We start from the raw sequence: 22,774 nt of genomic DNA, 5'->3' as shown, positions 1-22,774 counted from the left end.
GGCTTTAGCCATGATGATCTTCCTTTATAAACTGCTCATGCAGGGTCACTGCACGAGCGCTTGGTTTTTAACTAAGAATTAGTTTGGGCTTATAGTAATCGAAAGATTACTCGTCGTCACCTTTTTTACCGCCAGTCTGGAACTTAGCGATGATGCCTTCAGCCACGTTACGTGGAGTTTCAGCGTATTTAGCGAATTCCATAGAATAAGTCGCACGACCTTGAGACATAGAACGCATTTGAGTCGCGTAACCAAACATCTCAGCCAATGGAACTTCTGCTTTAATTGCTTTAGTTCCACCAGGAAGATCATCCATACCTTGAACCATACCACGACGACGGTTTAAGTCACCCATGATATCGCCCATGTAGTCTTCTGGAGTTTCTACTTCAACTTTCATGATTGGTTCAAGAAGGATAGGATCAGCTTTCATGAAACCGTCACGGAAAGCGTATGAACCAGCCATTTTGAACGACAATTCATCAGAGTCGACATCATGGTAAGAACCATCGAATAATGTCGCTTTGATACCCACAACAGGGTAACCAGCCAATACACCATTCTTCATACGTTCTTGAATACCTTTGTCAACCGCGCCAAAGAATTCTTTAGGTACTACACCACCAACAACTTCTTCAACGAATTGGTATTCTTTACCAGCTTCTTCAACATCAAGCGGTTCAAGACGTACATATACGTGACCAAACTTACCTTTACCACCAGTTTGACGTACGAACTTACCTTCTTGTTCAACAGACTTTTTGATCGTTTCACGGTAAGCAACCATTGGTTTACCAATGTTCGCTTCAACACCGAATTCACGCTTCATACGGTCAACGATGATGTCAAGGTGAAGCTCACCCATACCAGCAATAATTGTTTGACCAGATTCTTCGTCTGTACGAACGCGGAACGATGGATCTTCTTTAGCCAAACGACCTAAAGCGATAGACATTTTTTCTTGGTCTGCTTTAGTTTTTGGTTCAACAGCCAATGAAATTACTGGCTCTGGGAATTCCATACGTTCAAGAGTAATGATGTTTTTCTCATCACATAATGTATCACCAGTAGTAACGTCTTTAAGACCTACACACGCTGCGATATCACCTGCACGGATTTCATCAAGATCTTGACGTTCGTTCGCATGCATTTGCACGATACGACCGATACGTTCACGCTTAGATTTAACTGGGTTATAAACCGGATCACCTTGTTTAAGAACACCAGAGTAAACACGTACGAATGTTAAGTTACCTACGAATTTGTCGTTCATGATTTTGAACGCAAGCGCAGAGAACGGAGCTTCGTCAGATGCTTCACGAGACGCTTTAGTTTCGTCTTTGTCGTCAAGGATACCTTCGATCGCTTTAACTTCTGTAGGTGATGGTAAGAATTCAATTACAGCATCCAACATACGTTGAACACCTTTGTTTTTGAACGCTGAACCACAAAGCATTACTTGAATTTCAGAAGCTAATGTACGAGCACGTAAACCTGCAATGATCTCTTCTTTAGAAAGATCACCTTCTTCAAGGTACTTGTCCATTAATTCTTCAGAAGCTTCAGCCGCAGCTTCAACCATTTTTGTACGCCATTCGTTAGACGTATCAACTAGGTCAGCTGGGATGTCAGCATATTCAAACTTCATACCTTGAGATGCTTCATCCCAGATAATCGCTTTCATTTCGATAAGGTCAACAACACCCTGGAATGTATCTTCAGCACCAATTGGCACAACGATAGGAACAGGATTACCACCTAAACGAGTTTTAACTTGCTCAACAGCACGGAAGAAGTTTGCACCAGTACGGTCCATCTTGTTCACGAATGCTAAACGAGGCACTTTATATTTGTTCGCTTGACGCCATACAGTTTCAGACTGAGGTTGTACACCACCTACAGCACAGTAAACCATGCACGCACCGTCAAGAACACGCATAGAACGTTCAACTTCGATTGTGAAGTCTACGTGTCCCGGGGTGTCAATTACGTTGATACGGTGTTGTTCGAATTGGTTACCCATACCAGACCAGAAACAAGTTGTAGCAGCAGAGGTAATTGTAATACCACGCTCTTGCTCTTGTTCCATCCAGTCCATTGTTGCTGCACCGTCGTGTACTTCACCAATTTTGTGAGATACACCTGTGTAGAACAAAATACGTTCAGTTGTAGTTGTTTTACCTGCGTCAATGTGCGCAGAAATACCGATGTTACGGTAACGAGTAATTGGGGTTTGGCGAGCCATGATGTCTACATTCCTAAATGTTATATTTAAAACAGGACGCACCAATTAAATTGATGCGCGCGAATATCCAAACAGGCAACTTAAATACCTGCAAAGCTCCCACTTTGATAAAGAGCAATGTTGAATCGAGCTGCTGTACGCATGAATATTCTCCTGAATAAGGCCTGTTTTATCCGCTTAGAAACGGTAGTGAGAGAAGGCTTTGTTAGCTTCAGCCATACGGTGCACATCTTCACGTTTTTTGATTGCTGCACCTTTACCTTCAGCTGCATCAAGCAACTCACCAGCAAGACGTAAAGCCATCGTTTTTTCAGAACGCTTAGCAGCAGCATCTACTAACCAACGCATAGCTAAGGCAGTACGACGGGATGGGCGTACTTCCATAGGTACTTGATAAGTAGCACCACCAACACGGCGTGCTTTTACTTCAACCATAGGACGAACTTTTTCAAGAGTAGTCTCGAAAAATTCAACTGGGTCTACTTTGTTTTTTTCTTGAACACGTTCTAAAGCACCGTAAACGATACCTTCAGCAACAGATTTTTTACCATCTTGCATTACGTGGTTCATGAATTTAGCGATTGTTTGGCTGCTAAATTTTGGATCTGGAAGGATCTCACGAGCAGCGACTACGCGACGTCTTGGCATTTTAATACACCTAATAATATGACACTTCAGGATAATCCAGCAGTTTGTACAAGTGTCATGTACACGACGCTGGCCTTACTATACGTCGCTTGAATTACAAATCTATGAAGAATTCAAACAAGCGAAACGCTAAAGGGCTTATTGGACTAGTTTCCTAGAATTACTTCTTAGGACGCTTAGTACCGTATTTAGAACGTGATTGATTACGATCTTTAACACCAGCACAGTCTAATGAACCACGAACGGTATGGTAACGTACACCTGGTAAGTCTTTAACACGACCACCACGGATAAGAACAACACTGTGCTCTTGTAGGTTATGACCTTCACCACCGATGTAGCTAGATACTTCAAAACCTGAAGTTAAGCGAACACGGCAAACCTTACGCATAGCTGAGTTAGGTTTTTTAGGTGTAGTTGTATAAACACGTGTACAAACACCACGACGTTGTGGACAAGCCTTCAACGCAGGAACTTTGGATTTTTCAACCAAAGTCGTACGACCCTTACGGATCAACTGATTCGTTGTTGCCATATGGCAATTCTCCCGTTATTAAAAAACCTTAAAAAGAAAATACCTCTTTTTAAGGGCACATAATTGTAAGCTAAGATGCAAAAATGGTCAACACGGCAATACTTACCAAATGTTGACCATATCAATCTTTGACAGGATAACTTACAAATCTAAATAGAGTTTAAATCTTATTTTTAAACCTCTTATTTGTAAGCGTATTGTTAAGAGTATTTTTTATCATTCAACTCTTCTTCATCTTCCTCAGGAGTTAAAGCAGGTTTTTGCTCAGTATGCTCATGTTCCTCAACATGTTTATCAGCAAGTTGCTCGATACCTTGGTGAACATTTTCCTGAATTTTTTCTTCACTCTTTTTACTTTCTGTAGGCTTTAAAACAATAGATACTTTTGAAATGACATCATGGTTTTCTACTTTATGATGATGTGCGGCATGAATATTGCCATCCTCACCCACATTTAAAAGACGAGGACTAGCTTTCTGGATGAGCGTTACCGCAGCATAATAGGCCTGCAGCGGAGATAAATGCTCACTTGGATGTTCATTTAAATAATGTCTTGCCGCACCAAAAATGGCTTGTGCTTTATGACCAACATCTTCTTGTAGTTTCCAACTATATACGGCGCTTAAAACAGCACCAGCAACTGGTGTAACTTTGCCAAAGGCTGAAAGTTTAGGAATACGGTTTAACCACCCCCATTTAAACTCCCCATCTTCATCGACTAGCCAGTTCTTTAAAGTATCAAAATCGGTAGTTGAACCTAACACTTGCTGAAATTGATGAATATCTTGCGTTTCCAACATATTGCGTAATGTTTTTAAAGCGATCAATAAAGTTTGCTTTTCAGCAATCAAACTAATATCAACTTCTTTAAAGATAAACTCAACAACATCTTGGTCTGTAACTTCCAGAAGATCAAAACCATGTGATCTACCAGTCTGATAAATCGTTCTTAAAACCAGCACGAGTGAAACAGGAATATCTACAGCAGCACCAACCACACCCGACACGCCTGTAATTGCACCTTGTACAGTTGCAATTAATTTATTTTGTTCGATAAGTGCCTGACTTAAACGTTGAGAACGGCCCGTATCTTTAGTGAGCTCAAATAAATCTTTAGCGCCCGCTTCTTCTAAGATTTTTTCAGTTAAGGTGCTTTTTGAACTAAAGTCATTCAGCCAATCAAATAAATAACCTGAGATTTTTTCGTCCCAATCTGGGGAAAGAAATGTAGCTACACCATTTACTTTTGTGAAATGTCGCCCAAAGACCTGACGAGTTACTTTCGGCAATTGTTCACGTAGCATTTGTTGAGGACTTTCATATTGCTCAACTTCAAATGGGCTTTTTGTTCTCGATTTTCCTTCAACCGTTTTATCAGTTGGAATTGGTTCAATTACCTTACTAACGTCACCTGATTGGTTCTGTTGCAAGATACTCAATCCTGTAGAACTGAGCTTTTTAGCCACTCCGAAGACCTGAGAAAACAAATTGTCAGATTGATTATTATTAAATTTTGTCATCAAGTACCTCGATTTTTTAATTTATCTAATTAGACATAAATACTAGGTGGAATGTGGATTTATCTCAACTTGAATGTGTGTATTTTAGTTAACCCTAAATGCAACATACTATGTATTTGGTTATTTTTTTTAAATGTAAAATTGTCATAAAGATTTGCCATAAGAAATAAAAATCCTTTCTGCTATCATGTTAACAACGAAAAAACATGAGTCTTGTTTTCTTACAGCTATATTCTCCTATTCGTTTTCGTAGCTGTTGATCACCATAGACTCTTAATATCACCATAAAGGGACCTGTAGATGAAACGTGTTGTAATCACTGGTATGGGTATTAACTCATGTATCGGTAACTCTTTAGAAGCAGTTACTCATTCACTTCAAAATGGAATCTCCGGGACACGTTTTAACCCAACTTATGCTGAACTCAATTTTAAAAGTCATGTGAGCGCTGCTGCAGAACAAGATTTTGATCATATTGACCGTAAGTTAAAACGCTTTATGGGCGTATGTGCAATGTACGCTTACAATGCTGCTGTAGCTGCTGTTGAACATGCAGGTCTTACTGCTGAACAAATCGGTGGTAATCCACGTTACGGTATCGCAGGCGGTTCAGGTGGTGGTTCAACTGCATCTGTTGTTGAAATGACAGAGCTTTTAGAAACTAAAGGTGCACGTAAAGTAGGACCTTTCTTCGTACCACGCAACATGTCAAACACTATTACTGCAAACGTAGGTGTTGCATTCAAACTGCAAGGTATTGCTCATACAATTACAAGTGCTTGCGCAACTTCTGCTGATGCAATTGGTTATGCGTACAATCTTATTCAACTCGGCAAACAAGACCTTATGCTTGCTGGTGGTGGTGAAGAAGATCATTGGTCTCAAAGTTTATTGTTTGATGCAATGGGTGCACTCTGCTCAAAATATAATGAAACTCCAGAAACAGCATCTCGTCCATATTCAGCAGACCGTGATGGTTTCGTTATTGCTGGCGGTGGTGGTTTCGTAGTACTTGAATCACTTGAACACGCTCAAGCACGTGGTGCCAACATTTTAGCTGAAGTCGTTGGCTATGCTGCAAACAGCGATGGCGCAGATATGGTTGCTCCAAGCGGTGAAGGTGCTACACGTTGTGTATTAATGGCGCTTGAAGAAGCTAAGCAACATGGCGTAGATAAAATTGACTATGTAAATACACATGGTACATCTACTCCAGCTGGTGACATTACAGAACTTAAAGCAATGGAGCGTGCATTTGGCGAAGGCAATGTACCTCCTCTTAGCTCAACTAAATCTATGACAGGTCATAGCTTAGGTGCAGCTGGTGTACAAGAAGCTATTTACTCTGTTTTAATGATGCAAAACGACTTTATTGCACCAAACATCAATGTAACTGAACTTGATGAAGGCGCAAAACCGTTTGATATCGTACTTGAAAAACGTGATGCAAAATTGAATACTGTAATGAGTAACAGTTTTGGCTTTGGCGGCGTTAACGCTTGCCTTATTTTCAAGAAGTGGGATGCATAATCCCACCTAGGATTATCGATGGATGCACCTTCTGATGCTTTTTTGTGGGTAAAAGCATTACATATTATTGCCGTGGTTTGTTGGTTCGCTGCTTTGTTCTACTTACCACGTCTATATGTTTATCATGCTATGAGTGAAGATGCTGTTAGTCATCAACGCTTTGAAGTAATGGAACGTAAGTTGTATCGTGGAATTATGTGGCCTTCTCTGATTGCCACATTAATTACTGCTCATTTTCTTGTGGATTGGGGCGATGCAACTCGACATTACCATCAGGCAACATGGTTTTACCTTAAAGTTGGATTAGTCGCTTTGTTAGTCATCTACCATTTGGTATGTGGCTACTACCGTAAAAAACTTATCGGAAATGCTCACTATAAATCACATAAGTTCTGGCGCTTCTTTAATGAAATGCCGACCTTAATTTTATTTGCTGTTGTGATTTTAGTTGTCGTAAAGCCTCAGTTTTAACTGGGGTTTTTGCTTTTCTTATCCAAGAACTCTTTTATTCACAGCAATAAGAAAACTAATGAATAACCACACCTCTTTATTTCGCGATACCTAACCTATAGTATGCTAAAGAAATAGATGAACTCATTTAATGGCAAAGCTATGCTACTTTTTAATGCCTTTAAACGCTTAATTCTCAGAAAATTTACTCTTCTTACACTTTTTATTTTCCGTCACTTAAAAAACTACCCAATTAGGCATTTGACTGCTCAAGAAAAAGTATTAGCACAAATGATCTTTGGCGACATGCTCAATTGTGAGCAACCTAAAATTATTGCTACTCGCTACCTTCCTTGGCAGTCTTACGGTATTTTTATGGCTCCAAACGGAAATATTTATGTCAATCTTTCCGATTACAGTGAAAATTATGCTCTAGAATCTAAATTTATGCAGGGTATTTTTATTCACGAACTCACTCATGTCATGCAGTATCAAAAAGGTATTCATGTACTACTTAAAGGTGCCTTACTGCAATCGGCTTATTATCTGAGCTTTAAAAGTTACAACCCCTATAAATATACCTACTCTCCCCACAAGGCTTTTAGCTCTTATAACATTGAACAACAAGGTGAAATTGCCCGTGACATTTGCTCTGGTAAAATCCCAAATATTATCTGTTCACCTCAACTTCATTTGTAACTAAATAATCAATCCTTCTTTGAACGTAACATTTCTTGCTCAATGTAAATGAGAATTCTTATAAATCAGAAATACTTACCTAAGCTATAGAATCACTCTTATTTAATTCAAATTATTGAAAAAAATATAACGCCCTTATTCCAAATTGGCTTGTGATAAGGCAGTATACAAACAATAAAAATAATGAAGCCTGTTTCTATTCTATACAGAAAATCTCGTTATTTTTACGCAGAAAATATGTGATTGGTATATATTATTGATCTTGACATTTTTGTTTACTATTTTAATTGTTTAATATCGTATCATACACATCGTTGAAAAATTATATCTATAAAAATCAACACTATGTGTATCTATATTCGTTATGATCTAGGATTAGGTTTGAATGAAAAGTTTTAAAGTTGCCCTTGCTCAGTTTTCTCCGCATATTGGCAATATTGACTCAAACACCAAAAAGATGATTGAGCAAGTAAATCAGGCGAAAAAACAAAACGCTGACCTGATTATTTTTCCCGAGCTTTCTGTTATTGGTTATCCAGCTGAAGACTTATTGCTACGTCCAAATTTAAATAAACGTATGCAAAAGGCTTTTGCTCAACTTGCCGAAGTTAAAGATATTGTCATGGTTTTCGGATTTGTGAACCAGACAGAAGATGGTCAACGTTATAATTCTGCTGCTGTCATGAAAGACGGTCAAGTTTTGGGTGTTTTTAACAAACACAATTTACCAAACTATGGCGTCTTTGATGAAAAACGTTATTTCCAAAAAGGACATCAGCATTTGGTGTTTGAATATCTTGGACACAAGTTTGGTGTATTGATTTGCGAAGATATCTGGTCAATTAATACCGTAAAACAGTTAAGCCAATTAAATGTTGATACTGTTCTTGTATTAAATGCATCACCATACGAAGTCGGTAAACCACAGCACCGTACACAAACATTAAGTGAACTTGCAAAACAACTTCACCTCAACATTGTGTACGTTAACCAAGTGGGCGGCCAAGATGATTTAATTTTTGATGGCACAAGTTTTGTCAGCAATAAAGATGGTGGAATAGCTTTACAAGCACCGAGCTTTAAAGAAGACCTCTACATCGCTGAATTTGACCCAAAAAACAAAGCATTTAAAGTCACAGAATCAGCTCCTGCTTTAGAAACATTTGCAGAGATCTATCAAGGTTTAGTTCTAGCAACGCGTGACTATGTAGAGCGTTCAGGTTTCCCTGGTGTAATTTTAGGTTTATCTGGCGGTATTGATTCTGCCCTTACACTTGCTATTGCTGTTGATGCAATTGGTGCAGAAAAAGTACAAGCCGTAATGATGCCTTATACTTATACTTCTCAAATTAGTGTAGAAGATGCGGCAGAACAAGCTCGTCGTATGGGTGTAACTTTCGGTATTGCTGAAATACATTCAGTTGTAAATAGCTTTATGCAAACCTTGTATCCTTTCTTTGGCAACTCACCAGCAGATGCGACCGAAGAGAACTTACAAGCGCGCGCACGCGGCACATTACTCATGGGATTATCAAATAAATTTGGTAATTTAGTACTCGCTACTGGCAACAAGTCTGAGCTTTCAGTTGGCTACTGTACACTTTACGGTGATATGGTTGGTGGCTTTGCAGTTCTAAAAGATGTTTATAAAACTATCGTATTTGAATTAGCAAAATACCGTAATAGCTTAAGCGAAACTCCTGTTATTCCTGAACGTGTGATTACTCGTCCACCTTCAGCAGAACTTCGCCCAGACCAAAAAGACCAAGACTCTTTACCAGCATATGATGTATTAGATGCCATTCTTTACGCATATATTGAAGAGGATTTAAGTCAGGCAGATATTATTGCCAAAGGTTTTGATAAAGAAGTAGTTGAAAAAGTTATCCGTTTAGTTGATCGTAATGAATATAAACGTCGTCAAGGCGCGATTGGGCCGAGAATTACTTCTCGTGCATTTAGTCGTGAACGACGTTATCCGATTGTCAACGGTTGGACAGCGAATGACTGAGCAGGAAAACTCATCAAAAACTACAGCACTTGCTCAAGCACTTTTGCTTGAGCAGGTGGAATTTTTCAAAAAACAATTATCTATAGAAAACTCACCTATTTATTTCCAGCAGTTCATTCAACTGTTTATGCAACATGCTGACGAAATAAAACTTCATGAAGTTGTTGATTTAGAGCAACTACAAGCCGTTGTGAAACGTTATGCTTTTGAAATGCAGCTAGGTGCTGGTTTACTTGAGTTTATTGGGGAAATTGCGCAGCGTATTTATATATCTGCAATGAAGTCTCCAATTCAGCTACAAGATTTGGTATCTGACCACCAATTTGAAATGTGGCTCTCCAAATTTTTAGAAATGGAACATATTCCTCTTTATCTCAATCAGTTTTTAAGAAGTAGTCCTTCTGTACAACAACTTTGCCAATATATTGCAACCTCAACCTTAGAACAAAAATTACCAAAATTTCTAAGCGCATCTAGAGTTGATGACTATCACTTTGAATGGCAACACAAACTCAAAAAATTCTCCTTTCTACAGCAACAACGTCTTGAGCATAAACTTGAAACTTGGATTGCCAGCTTTATTCATGAGCAACTCACAGAATTAAGTCTTTTATCGAGTGAAGATTTAGAAAGCCTAGTACGCCATGTGTGGGAAGATATTAGATATAAAAAAATGTATGAGTTTATGAAGCAACTCACTCCTCTCGATGTTGAAGAGTTTTTTGTTTTAATTTACGAATACTGGAAAGAATTACGCCAATCGCAATTCATGCAAGATCTGATTTTGTATGGTGTCGAAGTTTTTTATGACTTTTATAAAGACCAGAGTTTATTTGAAGTATTAAGTGAGATTGGTTTAACCGAAAGCGACTTACAAACTGAAGCTTTACGTTTTTATCCGAAGGTTATGAATGCCTTTAATGAACACGGTATTTTAGAACCGTTATTACAAACGCTTTTAGCTCCTTTTTATCAAAGCTCAAAAACACTCGATACGATTGAAAAACATTTTAATATGTAAAAAGCAGATAAAAAGAAACCATGCATGAGCATGGTTTTTAAAATGGTGGCTATGACGAGACTTGAACTTGTGACCCCCGCATTATGAGTGCGGTGCTCTAACCAACTGAGCTACATAGCCGTAAACTGTGTGCGCATTATCTATAGTTCTGTATAGCAGGTCAAGAGTTCAAAACCACTAAATTCCATCAAATGAACAAATAAGATTCAGATCATCATTATTTGTTCATTTTTTAGCAAATTTGTACTTTAAACAATTGATCAACCAAAGAAATATATTAGAGATCTAATACTAGTTTTTTTCCTTTTGATCTTGATACACAAATCATCATGCTCTTTTGTGAAGCCTTTTCTGCATCACTTAAGTATTGATCGAAGTGCTCTGCTTCACCTTCTAAAATAGCAGTTTCACATGTACCGCAAACCCCTTCGCGACATAAACATTCCACATCAATATTTAATGTTTCGATGGCTTGTAAAATGGTCTGGTTACTTTGTACTTCAATTTCCTGATTAGACTTAGCAAGTACCACTGTAAACGCTTCACCATCTTCTGGAACTGTTGAAGCAAATTGTTCCCAGTGGATATATTCATCGCGGTAACGATGCTTATTACAGCAATCAATCACAGCATCAATCATAGGTTTCGGCCCACAGACATAGACATGTGTACCTTTAGGTTGTGATGAAATCAGTTCATCCAAATTTAATGCGCAACCTTCTGAGTCAACATAGCTAAATACATGCTCCGTATGTTTCTGCTTAAGCTCATCTAACAAAGCCGCGTGTTCAGGTGAACGGTAGGCATAATGTAGCTCAAACTCAGCACCACGTGCTGCAAGCTCATCCATTTGTGGCAAGAATGGTGTAATGCCAATACCACCTGCAATTAAAATATGTTTATTGCCTGTTTCAGCTAATGGAAATAAATTTTTTGGTTCTGAAATCTGAATTTCACAGCCTTCATTACATTGATCATGCATGAAAATCGAACCGCCCTTACCTTCCACATCCTTACGAACACAGACTTGGTAAGTCGATAGATCTTGCGTACAACTCATCAATGAATACGCATTGGAAAGCTGTTCATTCATTTTGACAATAATATGGCTTCCCCCACTAAATCGAGGAAAGTTCTGCCCATCTTGACGTTTGAACGTAAACCGTTTGATTAAAGGGGTTAGCTGTTCCACATGAGTAACAACCGCTGGGAACATTTCATAATGACTAGCCATATTAGAATCCTTCTTTTACCGCATATTCTTGTTGTTAGGGCTTATCCTTAAAGCCCTAAACACATGTATTTAATGGTCATGAACTCTTCAAGACCATACTTTGAGCCTTCACGTCCGACACCTGATTGCTTTACACCACCAAATGGTACAACTTCATTTGAAATTGCTGTGGCATTCATACCTACCATTCCATATTCAAGCTGTTCTGACACTCGCCATAAACGTGAAATATTTTCGCTATAAACATAAGCAGCCAAACCAAAGATGGTGTCATTGGCCTGAGCAACGACATCTGCTTCATCTGTAAAGCGAATGAGCGGCGCAACTGGACCAAAAATTTCTTCTTGGACAATTTCCATCGTACGGTCAACGTTAGTTAAAACCGATGGCTCATAGAAGGTTTGACCTAAAGCATGTTGTTTACCGCCACAAGCAATTTTAGCTCCTTTACTGACTGCCTCATCAATCAATTGCTGTGCTTTCAAAACTGCTTTTTCATTAATTAATGGGCCAATTTGCACGCCATCTTCAAGTCCATTACCGACTTTAAACTTTTGTACTTCTTGAACGAACTTCTCAGCAAAAGCTTGATAAATATTGTCGTGTACATAAATGCGGTTAGCACAAACACAGGTCTGACCTGCATTACGGAACTTGGCAAAAATTGCACCTTGTACAGCTTTATCCAAATCTGCATCATCAAATACAATCAGTGGTGCATTACCACCTAACTCAAGCGCTAATTTTTTAATGGTGCTTGAACACTGCTGCATCAGTAGGCGTCCCACTGGCGTTGAGCCAGTAAAGGTCAATTTCTTCACTTTTTCATGTGAAGTAAATACAGAGCCAATTTCTTGAGATTTACCGGTCACAACATTAAGCACACCAGCCGGAATACCTGCTTTTTCTGCAAGTTTCGCAATCGCTAATGCGCAGTAAGGCGTTTCATTTGCTGGCTTAATCACGACCGTACATCCAGCTGCTAAAGCTGGTGCCGCTTTACGAGTAATCATGGCAATTGGGAAATTCCACGGCGTAATAGCAGCCACGACACCCACAGGTTCTTTACTAATAATAAAACGCTGCTGGTTATTTACGGTTGGAATCACATCACCATAAATACGCTTACCTTCTTCGGCAAACCATTGAATAAATGAGGCAGCATAACGCACCTCACCTTTCGCTTCTGCTAAAGGCTTTCCTTGCTCAATAGTCATGATTAAAGCAAGTTCATCGGTATGATCTAGAACCAGTTTGTACCAAGCCAATAAAATATCTGCACGGTTTTGAGCGGTCAAAGCCTTCCAGCTTTGCAAAGCAGTATAAGCAGCTTCAACTGCTTGTGTAGCTTCAGCCGCTCCCATATTTGGAATTGTGCCAATTTCTTCGCCTGTAGCAGGGTTAGTCACTGGAACCGTTGCATTTGACTGTGCAGCTAGCCATTGCCCGTTAATATAGGCTTGTTGCTGAAATAATTCAGTGCTTTGTAAACTCGACATATCATCTTCCTAACTGAAGAATCAGGTGTAAGTCATCTTTACACCTGAATAAATCCATTTGTTTTATTTGTGATGCTGCGCCACTAAATTTTGGAAGTAAGCAATACCATGTTCACTAATTCCTGAGCGTTGCTTGTCAGTCATAATACGGCCTTGACCACGATAACCGCGTGATTTCAAACCACGTTGTACGCTTTCGACCAAGTTCAAATCTTCAGGACGGAATACATTACGATACCACTCAATTAAGTCTTTCTGATCTTGAGTGAGTTCTTCGTTCGTGAAATAAATATCGTAATGCTGCAAAGTCGTTTCTGCATCTACTGGGAACTCATAGATTACAGTCATGAAATTGCTGCCCGGTGGTACGTTGAACATAGTACAAGGCCAAGTCCAGAACCCATGAAACTCAGGATCAGTTACCGATGGATCAAGCTTAAATGACTTCTCAGATGAGCGAGCAAAGCCATATTGCAATGTCCAGTTCTGATGTGTTGTGTGCCAATATTTATCAACTTGTACCGAATCGGCAAAACCAGGATGCGCTGGTCCACAGTGATAGCACTCTAGATAGTTATCAACAATTACTTTCCAGTTTGCCGGCGTTTCTGTCACAAAACGTGCCGCTAGTTTCAAATCTTTAATCACGCTACATGCTTGATTTAAACGCTCAGCAAATTCTGGAAGTTGGTCTTCTACACAAGTCGCATTTTCATCCATATTAATGAAAACAAAGCCTGCATATTCCTCAACCTTTAAAGGAACCATGCTTGAGTTTTCTTTATCGAAAGATTCAACATGGTCACAATTACGTGCCAAAGCTAAACTACCATCTAGCTTGAAAGTCCAAGCATGGTATGGGCAGGTAATTACATTTTTTGCTTTACCACTGCCACTTAAAAGCTCGTGACCACGGTGTGGACATACATTATAAAACGCACGTAAAACACTATCTTTACCACGAATGATGACAATATTTTCACCAATTACTTTACGGGTAATATAGTCATTCGGTTGTGCCAATTCACTGCCATGTGCAACACAAATCCAGCTTTTAGCAAAGATTGCTTCTTTCTCATGCTCAAAAACTTGCGATGAAGTATAGAAAACTTTAGGAAAAGTCCATGCAACATCTGGGTTTGCGCAAAAATCCTCAGGTAATTTTTCAACTGCACTCATGTTATTACTCCATTAAATTCTTTTCGTCCAAATGACTCGATATTAAATTGATGTCTTTTCGACACTGCCAAACATGCGGCGTATCGCACTCAGCATGTTTTGATATAACTGTTGAACTTCAGGGCAATCACGCATGAGACGTAAACTGCCATGTAATAAACCTTTACCTAAATGGAACTCGTTAGGGATACCTGCTTGTTCCAATTTTTGGGTAAAGAAATAACCGTCATCAGTTAAAGGGTCGTATTCTGCAACGGCTACAAAACTGGCAGGCATATCTGAAAAATCAGTTGCCAATAAAGGCGCTATTCGTAAATCCTGCCAATCTTGAGAGTTAGGTGCATATTCCTTTAAATAAAAATGCATATCTTCCGTTGTTAATAACGGTGCATGGGCGTGCTTTTGTGCGGCTGGTGTATCAAGTGCTGTAGTTAAACACGGATAAACCAAAGCCAGTCCTTGAGCTTGCATACCACTATGCTGTAGATGCACTGCAAGGGCTGCTGCTAAATTACCGCCAGCACTATCCCCTGCTAGAACGATATTTTTGCTATCGATCTGCCAGTCAGAACCATGTTGTTTAAGCCAGTGATAAACTGCTAAACAATCTTCAAAAGCTGCTGGAAAACGATGTTCTGGTGCCATGCGGTAATCTACGCTAATGACAACTACATTTAAGTCCTGACACAAATAACTGGTAATAAACTCATGTGAATCGAGTCCACCGACCATCCAACCACCGCCATGCAAATACAGCACACATGGCCAACCAGCTTCAGGTTGTTTAGTTTTTGGTAAATAGATGCGAACAGGTACAGGATGCTCCGCATTTGCAACAACTCGGTCTTCTACTTCAATCTTGCCATCACGAGGCAAAGTGTAGTGTCGGCACATCGCGTCATATGCTGCACGGACTGAATCAATATCTGCATCTGCTGGTGAATAAATGCTGCTCCAGTACACTAGGCTTTGCATTTCTTCACTTAAAACATACGTGGTCTGTTCACATGTAGTCATTACCGTTCCCTCTAGCTGATTTTTCTATCCAGTTTGATTGAGCTTGCTAGCTCAAGTTGCATCCGTTTTGCATGTTCATCTTGAGACTGGTTTAAACCAATTTCTTGCTCATCATAACCTTGTTGCTCAATTAAATGCGATGGGACTTTGGCATAATCCTGAATCAGCCATTTCACTAAACCATAGGTTTGAATCAGAATAATCACAATGAATGGTAAAGCCGTCACAATGGTTGCTGTTTTCATTGTGTCCAAAGGCGCTTTACTAAAGATCATGGCAATTGGAACTAAAGTCAGCATGACACACCAGAACAAACGGGCATTTGGCGATGGATCTTGTCCTTCACTTAAACCACGTGTACATGTTGCTGAAACCGCATAGCCTACTGCATCCATGTGTGCTGCCAAGAACACCACCATAATGCCGAGGAAAATCCACATCATGAGTTTTCCGGCAGGTAACAGACTGAGTAATTGACCAATCGCAACCTCACCACCTTGTTGGCTTAAGATTTGCGGTACATTTACAGCCCCATGAATAAAGCTATAAACACTGTAGTTTTCAAACACACCAAAGATGAACCAAAGACCGACACTGCCACCAATTACCATGGCAAAGATCACTTCTTTAATGGTACGGCCTTTAGAAACACGCGTTACAAACAGTGCCACACCCGGTGCATATGAAATCCACCATAACCAGTAGAAAACAGTCCATTCACGAGTAAACTTGCCATCACCCATTGGGTCAGTAAACAAACTCATATCAACAAAGTTGGTTGCCATTAATCCAAAACTCATTAGTGAATTATTCAAAATGAATTGCGTTGGACCAAAGCAAAGTACATAAATCGCAAATAACACCACGCCCAAGCACACCATGTGGCTTAAACGCTGCATGCCCTTATCCATGCCCACATAAGAACTGAGTGCGAACAGAACCGAAACACCTAAAATAATGATGACCTTAGTCATAAAGGTATTTGGGATACCTGTGAGCTGCGACAAAATATTGGTAAATGTCACTGCGGTAAGTACTAATGAAATCGTCAATGCACCAAACATGCAAAGCAAGAACATAAGGTCGACTAAACGCCCAACCACGCCAGTTGATTTAAAGCCCGTCACAGCCTCAATCACGGAAGCCAAACTTAATCCTTTGTTTTTTCTCACATGATAGCTGTAGCACAAAGAAATTGATGCCAAAGCATAAATTGCCCAAGCACTTAAGCCAGAGTGAAAAAACGAGTAAGCCACGCTATATTTCAATGCTTCTGCTGACTCAGGCGGTAAGCTCAAACCCGGAGTTTGATAATAGTAAGCCCAGTCCAAGAAGCCCCAGTACAGTGTAGAAGACCCAATACCTGACAAGATGAACATAAAAATCCATGACATCGTGGTGTATTGAGGCTTTCCTTCACCTAGTTTGATTTTTCCGTATTTACTAAAGGCCAGACCAAAAGTAAAAAGGATGGCTAAAAAAGCAAACAGTAATACTGGTGTTGTAAACATCGATGTTGTCCACTGCATCCATGTTGCAGCAATCTTGATCGACTCTTGCGAATAAATTGCCAAACCAGCAACTGAAATAAATACAAACAGTAAGCTGGTTACGGCAAGAACTTTATCCGTATAAATTTTTGTGTTTTGATTATCCATATCCATACATCCATTTTTGGATGGCGTTATTCCATAGCGAACACGTCCATTTTAATTTGGGCTACACACGATGCAATTGCATCTCCTACCTCATAAGTTTTTGCCTCACCGCCAATATCAGCTGTTTTTGGCCCATTAATTAATACATTCTCAATCGCCTGCATAATGTCCTGACCTGCTTGAATGCAGCGTTCGTCTTCTTCACCAAAGAATTCGAACATCATGGCACCCGACCAAATCGCGGCGATTGGATTGGCAATTTGTTTACCGTAAATATCTGGTGCTGAACCATGGACTGGTTCAAACAGTGATGGGAATTTTCTTTCTGGGTTTAAATTTGCCGAAGCAGCCAAACCAATGGTTCCCGTACATGCAGGCCCTAAATCAGAAAGAATGTCGCCAAATAAATTGGATGCCACAACCACATCAAAACGCTCAGGTTGCAAAACAAAACGAGCCGCTAAAATATCAACGTGCTGTTTATCAGCCTGAATTTGTGGATATTGTTTTGCCATTGCGTCAACGCGTTCATCCCAGTACGGCATACTGACAGCAATACCATTTGATTTGGTCGCTGCGGTAATTTTTTTCGCATCACGTTGATTTGCAAACTCAAATGCGTAACGCAAAATGCGATCTACACCATGACGTGTAAATACAGCCTCTTGTAAAACAAACTCGCGGTCTGTTCCTTCAAAAGCTTTACCACCAATGGCTGAGTATTCACCTTCACTGTTTTCACGAACCACGTAAAAATCGATATCGCCCGGTTTTTTACCTACCAATGGACATTTCACACCAGGCATTAAGCGCACTGGACGTAAATTCACATATTGGTCAAAACCACGACGGAACTGGAGCAGCGAACCCCAAAGTGAAATATGGTCAGGCACTTTATCCGGCCAGCCTACAGCGCCAAAATAGATCGCATCGTAACCTTGCAAGGTTTCAAACCAGTCATCCGGCATCATTTTGCCGTGCTCAAGGTAGTAATCGCAGCTTGCCCAATCGAAAGCATCTAACTGAAGCTCAATGCCATGCTTCTCTGCCGCTGCCTTTACAACCTTAATGCCTTCTGGTAGAACTTCTAAACCAATGCCATCGCCTGCAATCGTGGCAACTTTATATCTTTTTGCCATAAGCTTCCTTCACACCTTAGACTAATATCCTTGTATGGCTTAAACATGATGTTTTAAGCAAAAATGATCAATAACGGAACTATCACTCCAATGGACACGGATCGTGAACAATCTACCTAACCTATCGGATTTAAAGGTTTTTTGCACAGTCGCCAAACTCAAAAGTTTTGTCGAATCTGCTGAGGAACTCGGGACATCGCCAGCTTTTATTAGCAAGCGAATTAATATTTTAGAAAACACGTTAAGCTGCAAACTCTTTCATCGCAGCACGCGTCATGTCAGCCTAACGGAAGATGGCAAACTCATCCTTGAAAGAGTTTCAAATATTCTTGAAGAATTTGATGAAGTCTGTGAACTGGTTAATAACCCGCTTAGTACGCCTACAGGTCGTATGGATATTATTAGTAGCTTTGGTTTTGGCAGAAAGCATATCGCCCCAATTCTGTCTAAATTAATGATGCTTTATCCAAAGCTTCAGATTCATTTTGACACCATCGACAATACCAAGGACTTGATTCAACACAGTATTGATTTGGATATTAGAATTGGTAATGAAATTGCGCCAAACATGATTGCGAAGAAGTTAGCTTCTAATTTTCGAATTTTATGTGCAGCACCTAGCTATTTACTTAAACACGGCGTACCAGACAGCATTGAAGATTTGCAAACACATGATTGTTTGACCATTAGTGAGCGTGATCAATCATCTGTGCTATGGAAATTTAGACATGCTTCTGAAGATGTCTCGGTTCATGTCAAACCCCGCTTTGTTTCTAATAATGGCGAAATTATTCATCAGCTTGCCATAGAAGGTCACGGTATTATTTTCCGCTCGATCTGGGATGTTGCAGACGAATTAATTACTGGCCAACTTCAGCATATTTTGCCTGAGTATTGGCAAGATGCTGATATTTGGGCCGTTTATCCATCACGACTCAAAAGCTCGTCTAAATTACAAACTTGCATTTTGTTCATTCAAAATGAATTACTTAATCGATTGCAACATGTGCAAAACTTAAGCCGAGGACAACTCATTTCACCCGCAATCAAACGTGAACCTCCGCCTGAAAAAGTCTTTCTATAAAAAAAGTCCTAAGTGAAGCCTATTCACTTAGGGCAATAAATTGCTCTTAAATTTTAGAAATAATATCCAATTGAGAGATAAAATAATTTATCCCAATCATTACTGCTACCTTGTGCAAGGCCATCCGCCCCACCACCCACCATTGGGTCATTTTTACTCATGATATATTCCCCCTGAATACCAATCGCTTTGTAGTTAAAATAAACCCCAGCAATTAAACGTTCAGAGTCTTTATAACCATCCTCATCTTTAAAAAAGCGGCTATGAGAGATATAAGGTTTAATGTTTTCAATCTGATGGAATGGCTGAGCAAAGGTGTAATTAATTTCATTGACCAAATACTTACCTTTATTGGCGACTTGATATGGATAATCAAATGCACCAATCGTTGAACTATGAGGAAATAAATCATCGCCATTGGTCACATCTTGTTTACCTGCCAAGAACATCCATTGCCATACTTGATATTGCGTTTGAGCAAAAATGTTCCATGACTTACGCTGACCATCTTCATTAGTTCTTTTATTTTCTAAATCGGAATACCACACTGAACCGCCTAACTCAGTCGAAAATTTTTGAGCCTGATCAAGTTCAATTTTTCTAGAGGCCCGAGCAATCCACATGTTTTTTTCTTCAATATGGGTGCCTGTACTTAAATCATCAGCTTCAACAAAATTACCACTGTATCGGCTTGAGTCCTTTGAAGTACCTTTGAAATTTCCACCATCACGTGGATAGAACCCTAAAGTTAAATTATATTTATCATCTGCGAATTTATATTTGATCCCTAGATTATCTATATCTTCTAAACCAACTGTATTTAAAAGTGTTTCGTAATAACTACTTCCCCAAAATTCGCCAAAACCAAAATCAACGGGTTGCAAACCTGCCGTGATTCTCTGCTGGTCAGATAACTTATAACCTACCCATGCTTTTTTTAGAAAAATTGCATCGCATAAGCGATCATATTGATAACAACGAGCATCCGCCCCTGCAATCCAATCTGGATTTTCATAACCTAACACTAATTTAATATCGGTTAGCCGCCAGTCATCATTTTGAGAACCTTCATTTGCATCAACCACATAATCTTTATGCAAATATCGGGAGCGTACCGCGCCAGAAATTTTAAATTGACCCGAGTCTAAAGTTGGATCTCCCCAACTCAAATCAGCTGCAGAAACTTGAACTCCCGCCGTTAAACTTAAAATCCCTAAAAATAATAATGACCTTTTCATGTCTTCAACATCCTTGTTAAGTGTTATAAGAACATGAAGAAATTGACGTAGACAAACAATGCCACAACTATAAAGTCGGTCTTTACAAACTGTGTTTAATCAAAAAACGAGCATAAAAAAAGACCACGCAGGAGCGTGGTCTATAAAATGGTGGCTATGACGAGACTTGAACTTGTGACCCCCGCATTATGAGTGCGGTGCTCTAACCAACTGAGCTACATAGCCGAAAACTGTGCGCGCATTATCTTAGTTTCTTTAATGCACGTCAAGAAAAATTTTAAATAAATTAGGTGAAGTGAGCCTATAAGCCGGGTTCTGTCGAGGATGGTCATTCCTCTAGGCGTACAATCACTCATACGCTCAAGCGACCTACCCGAATCCAGTACGGGCCGTACCTCAGGATTCCTATTTGGTCTTGCTTCTGGTGGGGTTTACCATGCCGTGAACTGTTACCAGACACGCGGTGCGCTCTTACCGCACCCTTTCACCCTTACCTCACGAATGAGGCGGTCTACTCTCTGCTGCACTTTCCGTCGGCTTTCACCGCCCAGGCGTTACCTGGCACCCTGCCCTATGAAGCCCGGACTTTCCTCCCCTGCTTCAGTCACGAAGACCTCCACAGCAGCGACCATCCAGCTCACCTCAGGGGCGCATATTAACAAATTTATTTACTAATTGCTCGTGCTTTTTTGAGCAATTAATTTTTTATATTTGTCGAAGAGCTGTTCTTCTGTTTCCTCATGCTGTGGATCTTTAGGAATACAATCTACAGGACAAAACAACTGACATTGCGGTTGGTCATGATGACCAACGCACTCAGTACACAAATCTGGATGAATTTCATAAATCACTTCACCCATAAAAATTGCTTCATTGGGGCAAACTGGTTCACAAACATCACAGTTTATACATTCATCGGTGATATATAACGACACGTTACCAACCTTGTTGATGTTTACGTTCAAAGGCCTCAACCACAGCTTGCGGAACAAACTTGGTTACATCCCCTTTTAAACGAGCAATTTCCCGAATCAATGTCGAAGAAATAAATGAATACTGCTCAGATGGTGTTAAAAACACCGCTTCAAAATGTGGGTCAAGTTGACGGTTCATATTAGCCAATTGAAATTCATATTCAAAATCAGAAACCGCTCTTAAACCACGAAGTACTGCTGTTGCCTTTTGTTCTTTAAAAAAATTAACCAGTAAACCATCAAAGCCTACAAACTCAACATTTGAGAGGTGACCTAAAGATGATTGTGCAAGTTCAACTCTCTCTTCTAAACTGAACAAAGGATTTTTATGATGTCCAATTGCAATTGCTACTACAACCTCATCAAACATTCTTGATGCTCTAGTAACTAAATCAACGTGTCCATTCGTAATGGGGTCAAATGTTCCAGGATAAATTACACGCGTTTTAGACATCCGCTAGTACTCTAATTGTATTGTGAACCTATTTTAGCAAAAGTTATACATGAGGCGAAATATTCATGTGCAGGAAAAACTTCACCTTAGCATCAGTTTACGGCACAATAGGCATAATTGTGGAAGTTTGAATTATGGCGAAAGCAACAGTAGTAAAGAAACATAATGGCGGAACAATCGCACAAAATAAACGTGCCCGTCATGATTATTTTATCGAAGAAAAATTTGAAGCAGGCATGTCACTTCAAGGTTGGGAAGTAAAATCCTTACGTGCTGGGCGTATGACTTTGACAGAAAGTTATGTCATTTTCAAAAATGGCGAAGCATTTTTACTTGGCTCACAAATTCAGCCTTTATTATCGGCTTCGACCCATGTTGTTCCTGAAGCAACACGTACTCGTAAGTTATTGCTCTCTCGACGTCAGCTTGAACACCTCATGGGTGCAGTTAACCAAAAAGGTTACTCATGCGTTCCTTTGGCGTGTTATTGGAAAGGACATTTAGTCAAACTGGAAATTGCACTTGTGAAGGGTAAACAGCTTCATGACAAACGTGCAACCGAAAAAGACCGTGACTGGCAACGTGATAAAGCTCGTATATTTCATAAGTAATAAAACAAAAGCCTCTTTTAGAGGCTTT

Annotated in this window: 20 protein-coding genes, 2 tRNA genes and 1 other RNA gene; 7 read left to right on the top strand and 16 right to left on the bottom strand. The window is 39.7% G+C overall.

Annotation, left to right across the window (positions count from 1 at the left end):
• Positions 1 to 106: 106 nt before the first annotated feature.
• From fusA to ACS604_RS16580, 4 genes are all read right to left on the bottom strand, one after another.
• Positions 107 to 2,245 carry an elongation factor G gene (fusA, locus tag ACS604_RS16595; RefSeq protein ID WP_005303124.1) on the bottom strand — a complete coding sequence of 713 codons (2,139 nt, stop codon included), beginning with the start codon at positions 2,243 to 2,245 and terminating at the stop codon, positions 107 to 109.
• Positions 2,246 to 2,422: 177 nt separating this feature from the next.
• Positions 2,423 to 2,893 carry a 30S ribosomal protein S7 gene (gene rpsG, locus ACS604_RS16590; protein WP_004638185.1) on the bottom strand — a complete coding sequence of 157 codons (471 nt, stop codon included), beginning with the start codon at positions 2,891 to 2,893 and terminating at the stop codon, positions 2,423 to 2,425.
• A gap of 160 nt (positions 2,894 to 3,053) precedes the next feature.
• On the bottom strand, positions 3,054 to 3,428 hold the full coding sequence (rpsL, locus tag ACS604_RS16585) for a 30S ribosomal protein S12 (RefSeq protein WP_002050319.1): 375 nt from the start codon (positions 3,426 to 3,428) through the stop codon (positions 3,054 to 3,056).
• A 200-nt stretch (positions 3,429 to 3,628) separates the two neighbouring features.
• A complete protein-coding gene (locus tag ACS604_RS16580; RefSeq protein ID WP_216069932.1) occupies positions 3,629 to 4,948 on the bottom strand; it encodes an EcsC family protein in 1,320 nt (439 codons plus the stop codon).
• A 300-nt stretch (positions 4,949 to 5,248) separates the two neighbouring features.
• Between ACS604_RS16580 and ACS604_RS16575 the strand changes: the two genes are divergently transcribed.
• From ACS604_RS16575 to ACS604_RS16555, 5 genes are all read left to right on the top strand, one after another.
• On the top strand, positions 5,249 to 6,478 hold the full coding sequence (locus ACS604_RS16575) for a beta-ketoacyl synthase N-terminal-like domain-containing protein (RefSeq protein WP_004641618.1): 1,230 nt from the start codon (positions 5,249 to 5,251) through the stop codon (positions 6,476 to 6,478).
• An 18-nt stretch (positions 6,479 to 6,496) separates the two neighbouring features.
• On the top strand, positions 6,497 to 6,949 hold the full coding sequence (locus ACS604_RS16570) for a CopD family protein (RefSeq protein ID WP_004794166.1): 453 nt from the start codon (positions 6,497 to 6,499) through the stop codon (positions 6,947 to 6,949).
• Positions 6,950 to 7,066: 117 nt separating this feature from the next.
• Positions 7,067 to 7,627 (top strand): hypothetical protein, encoded by a 561-nt coding sequence (locus ACS604_RS16565; RefSeq protein ID WP_474772287.1) that lies wholly within the window; start codon positions 7,067 to 7,069, stop codon positions 7,625 to 7,627.
• A 385-nt stretch (positions 7,628 to 8,012) separates the two neighbouring features.
• A complete protein-coding gene (locus tag ACS604_RS16560; protein ID WP_013198780.1) occupies positions 8,013 to 9,638 on the top strand; it encodes an NAD+ synthase in 1,626 nt (541 codons plus the stop codon).
• Positions 9,631 to 10,659 (top strand): hypothetical protein, encoded by a 1,029-nt coding sequence (locus tag ACS604_RS16555; RefSeq protein ID WP_474772285.1) that lies wholly within the window; start codon positions 9,631 to 9,633, stop codon positions 10,657 to 10,659. The genes ACS604_RS16560 and ACS604_RS16555 overlap by 8 nt, the downstream gene beginning before the upstream one ends.
• Positions 10,660 to 10,702: 43 nt before the next feature.
• Here ACS604_RS16555 and ACS604_RS16550 read toward each other — a convergent pair.
• The 7 genes from ACS604_RS16550 to ACS604_RS16520 all read right to left on the bottom strand — a co-directional run bounded on the left by ACS604_RS16550 (position 10,703) and on the right by ACS604_RS16520 (position 18,385).
• Positions 10,703 to 10,779: transfer RNA gene (locus ACS604_RS16550), tRNA-Met, on the bottom strand.
• A gap of 157 nt (positions 10,780 to 10,936) precedes the next feature.
• Positions 10,937 to 11,893 (bottom strand): carnitine monooxygenase, reductase subunit CntB, encoded by a 957-nt coding sequence (cntB, locus tag ACS604_RS16545; RefSeq protein WP_174758904.1) that lies wholly within the window; start codon positions 11,891 to 11,893, stop codon positions 10,937 to 10,939.
• 47 nt (positions 11,894 to 11,940) lie between these two features.
• Positions 11,941 to 13,392 carry an NAD-dependent succinate-semialdehyde dehydrogenase gene (locus ACS604_RS16540; RefSeq protein WP_474772283.1) on the bottom strand — a complete coding sequence of 484 codons (1,452 nt, stop codon included), beginning with the start codon at positions 13,390 to 13,392 and terminating at the stop codon, positions 11,941 to 11,943.
• Between the two features lie 63 nt (positions 13,393 to 13,455).
• Positions 13,456 to 14,571 (bottom strand): carnitine monooxygenase subunit alpha, encoded by a 1,116-nt coding sequence (gene cntA / locus ACS604_RS16535; RefSeq protein WP_191012713.1) that lies wholly within the window; start codon positions 14,569 to 14,571, stop codon positions 13,456 to 13,458.
• A 42-nt stretch (positions 14,572 to 14,613) separates the two neighbouring features.
• Positions 14,614 to 15,588 carry an alpha/beta hydrolase gene (locus tag ACS604_RS16530; RefSeq protein WP_474772282.1) on the bottom strand — a complete coding sequence of 325 codons (975 nt, stop codon included), beginning with the start codon at positions 15,586 to 15,588 and terminating at the stop codon, positions 14,614 to 14,616.
• A gap of 11 nt (positions 15,589 to 15,599) precedes the next feature.
• Positions 15,600 to 17,252 (bottom strand): BCCT family carnitine transporter, encoded by a 1,653-nt coding sequence (locus tag ACS604_RS16525; RefSeq protein ID WP_474772281.1) that lies wholly within the window; start codon positions 17,250 to 17,252, stop codon positions 15,600 to 15,602.
• A gap of 20 nt (positions 17,253 to 17,272) precedes the next feature.
• Positions 17,273 to 18,385 (bottom strand): tartrate dehydrogenase, encoded by a 1,113-nt coding sequence (locus ACS604_RS16520; RefSeq protein ID WP_174727528.1) that lies wholly within the window; start codon positions 18,383 to 18,385, stop codon positions 17,273 to 17,275.
• Between the two features lie 103 nt (positions 18,386 to 18,488).
• Here ACS604_RS16520 and ACS604_RS16515 point away from each other — a divergent pair, with 103 nt between their 5' ends.
• On the top strand, positions 18,489 to 19,469 hold the full coding sequence (locus tag ACS604_RS16515) for a LysR family transcriptional regulator (RefSeq protein WP_474772280.1): 981 nt from the start codon (positions 18,489 to 18,491) through the stop codon (positions 19,467 to 19,469).
• A gap of 53 nt (positions 19,470 to 19,522) precedes the next feature.
• On the opposite strand, the gene ACS604_RS16510 is transcribed toward ACS604_RS16515, so the two are convergent.
• The 5 genes from ACS604_RS16510 to coaD all read right to left on the bottom strand — a co-directional run bounded on the left by ACS604_RS16510 (position 19,523) and on the right by coaD (position 22,135).
• Positions 19,523 to 20,707, bottom strand: coding sequence for a porin (locus ACS604_RS16510; RefSeq protein WP_474772279.1), 1,185 nt, complete (start codon positions 20,705 to 20,707; stop codon positions 19,523 to 19,525).
• Between the two features lie 148 nt (positions 20,708 to 20,855).
• Positions 20,856 to 20,932, bottom strand: a tRNA-Met gene (locus ACS604_RS16505).
• Positions 20,933 to 20,995: 63 nt separating this feature from the next.
• Positions 20,996 to 21,351, bottom strand: an RNA gene (gene rnpB, locus ACS604_RS16500) — RNase P RNA component class A.
• A 27-nt stretch (positions 21,352 to 21,378) separates the two neighbouring features.
• Positions 21,379 to 21,642, bottom strand: coding sequence for a YfhL family 4Fe-4S dicluster ferredoxin (locus ACS604_RS16495; RefSeq protein ID WP_004794186.1), 264 nt, complete (start codon positions 21,640 to 21,642; stop codon positions 21,379 to 21,381).
• A 1-nt stretch (position 21,643) separates the two neighbouring features.
• Complete coding sequence (gene coaD / locus ACS604_RS16490; protein ID WP_004794188.1) at positions 21,644 to 22,135, bottom strand: pantetheine-phosphate adenylyltransferase; 492 nt, start codon at positions 22,133 to 22,135, stop codon at positions 21,644 to 21,646.
• 134 nt (positions 22,136 to 22,269) lie between these two features.
• Between coaD and smpB the strand changes: the two genes are divergently transcribed.
• Complete coding sequence (gene smpB, locus ACS604_RS16485) at positions 22,270 to 22,746, top strand: SsrA-binding protein SmpB (protein ID WP_004641603.1); 477 nt, start codon at positions 22,270 to 22,272, stop codon at positions 22,744 to 22,746.
• Positions 22,747 to 22,774: the final 28 nt, after the last annotated feature.

The sequence above is a fragment of the Acinetobacter sp. Li1LvA2 genome, assembly GCF_056156705.1.
Note: the sequence above shows the minus strand (reverse complement) of the source record. Positions and strands in the feature narration are given on the sequence as shown.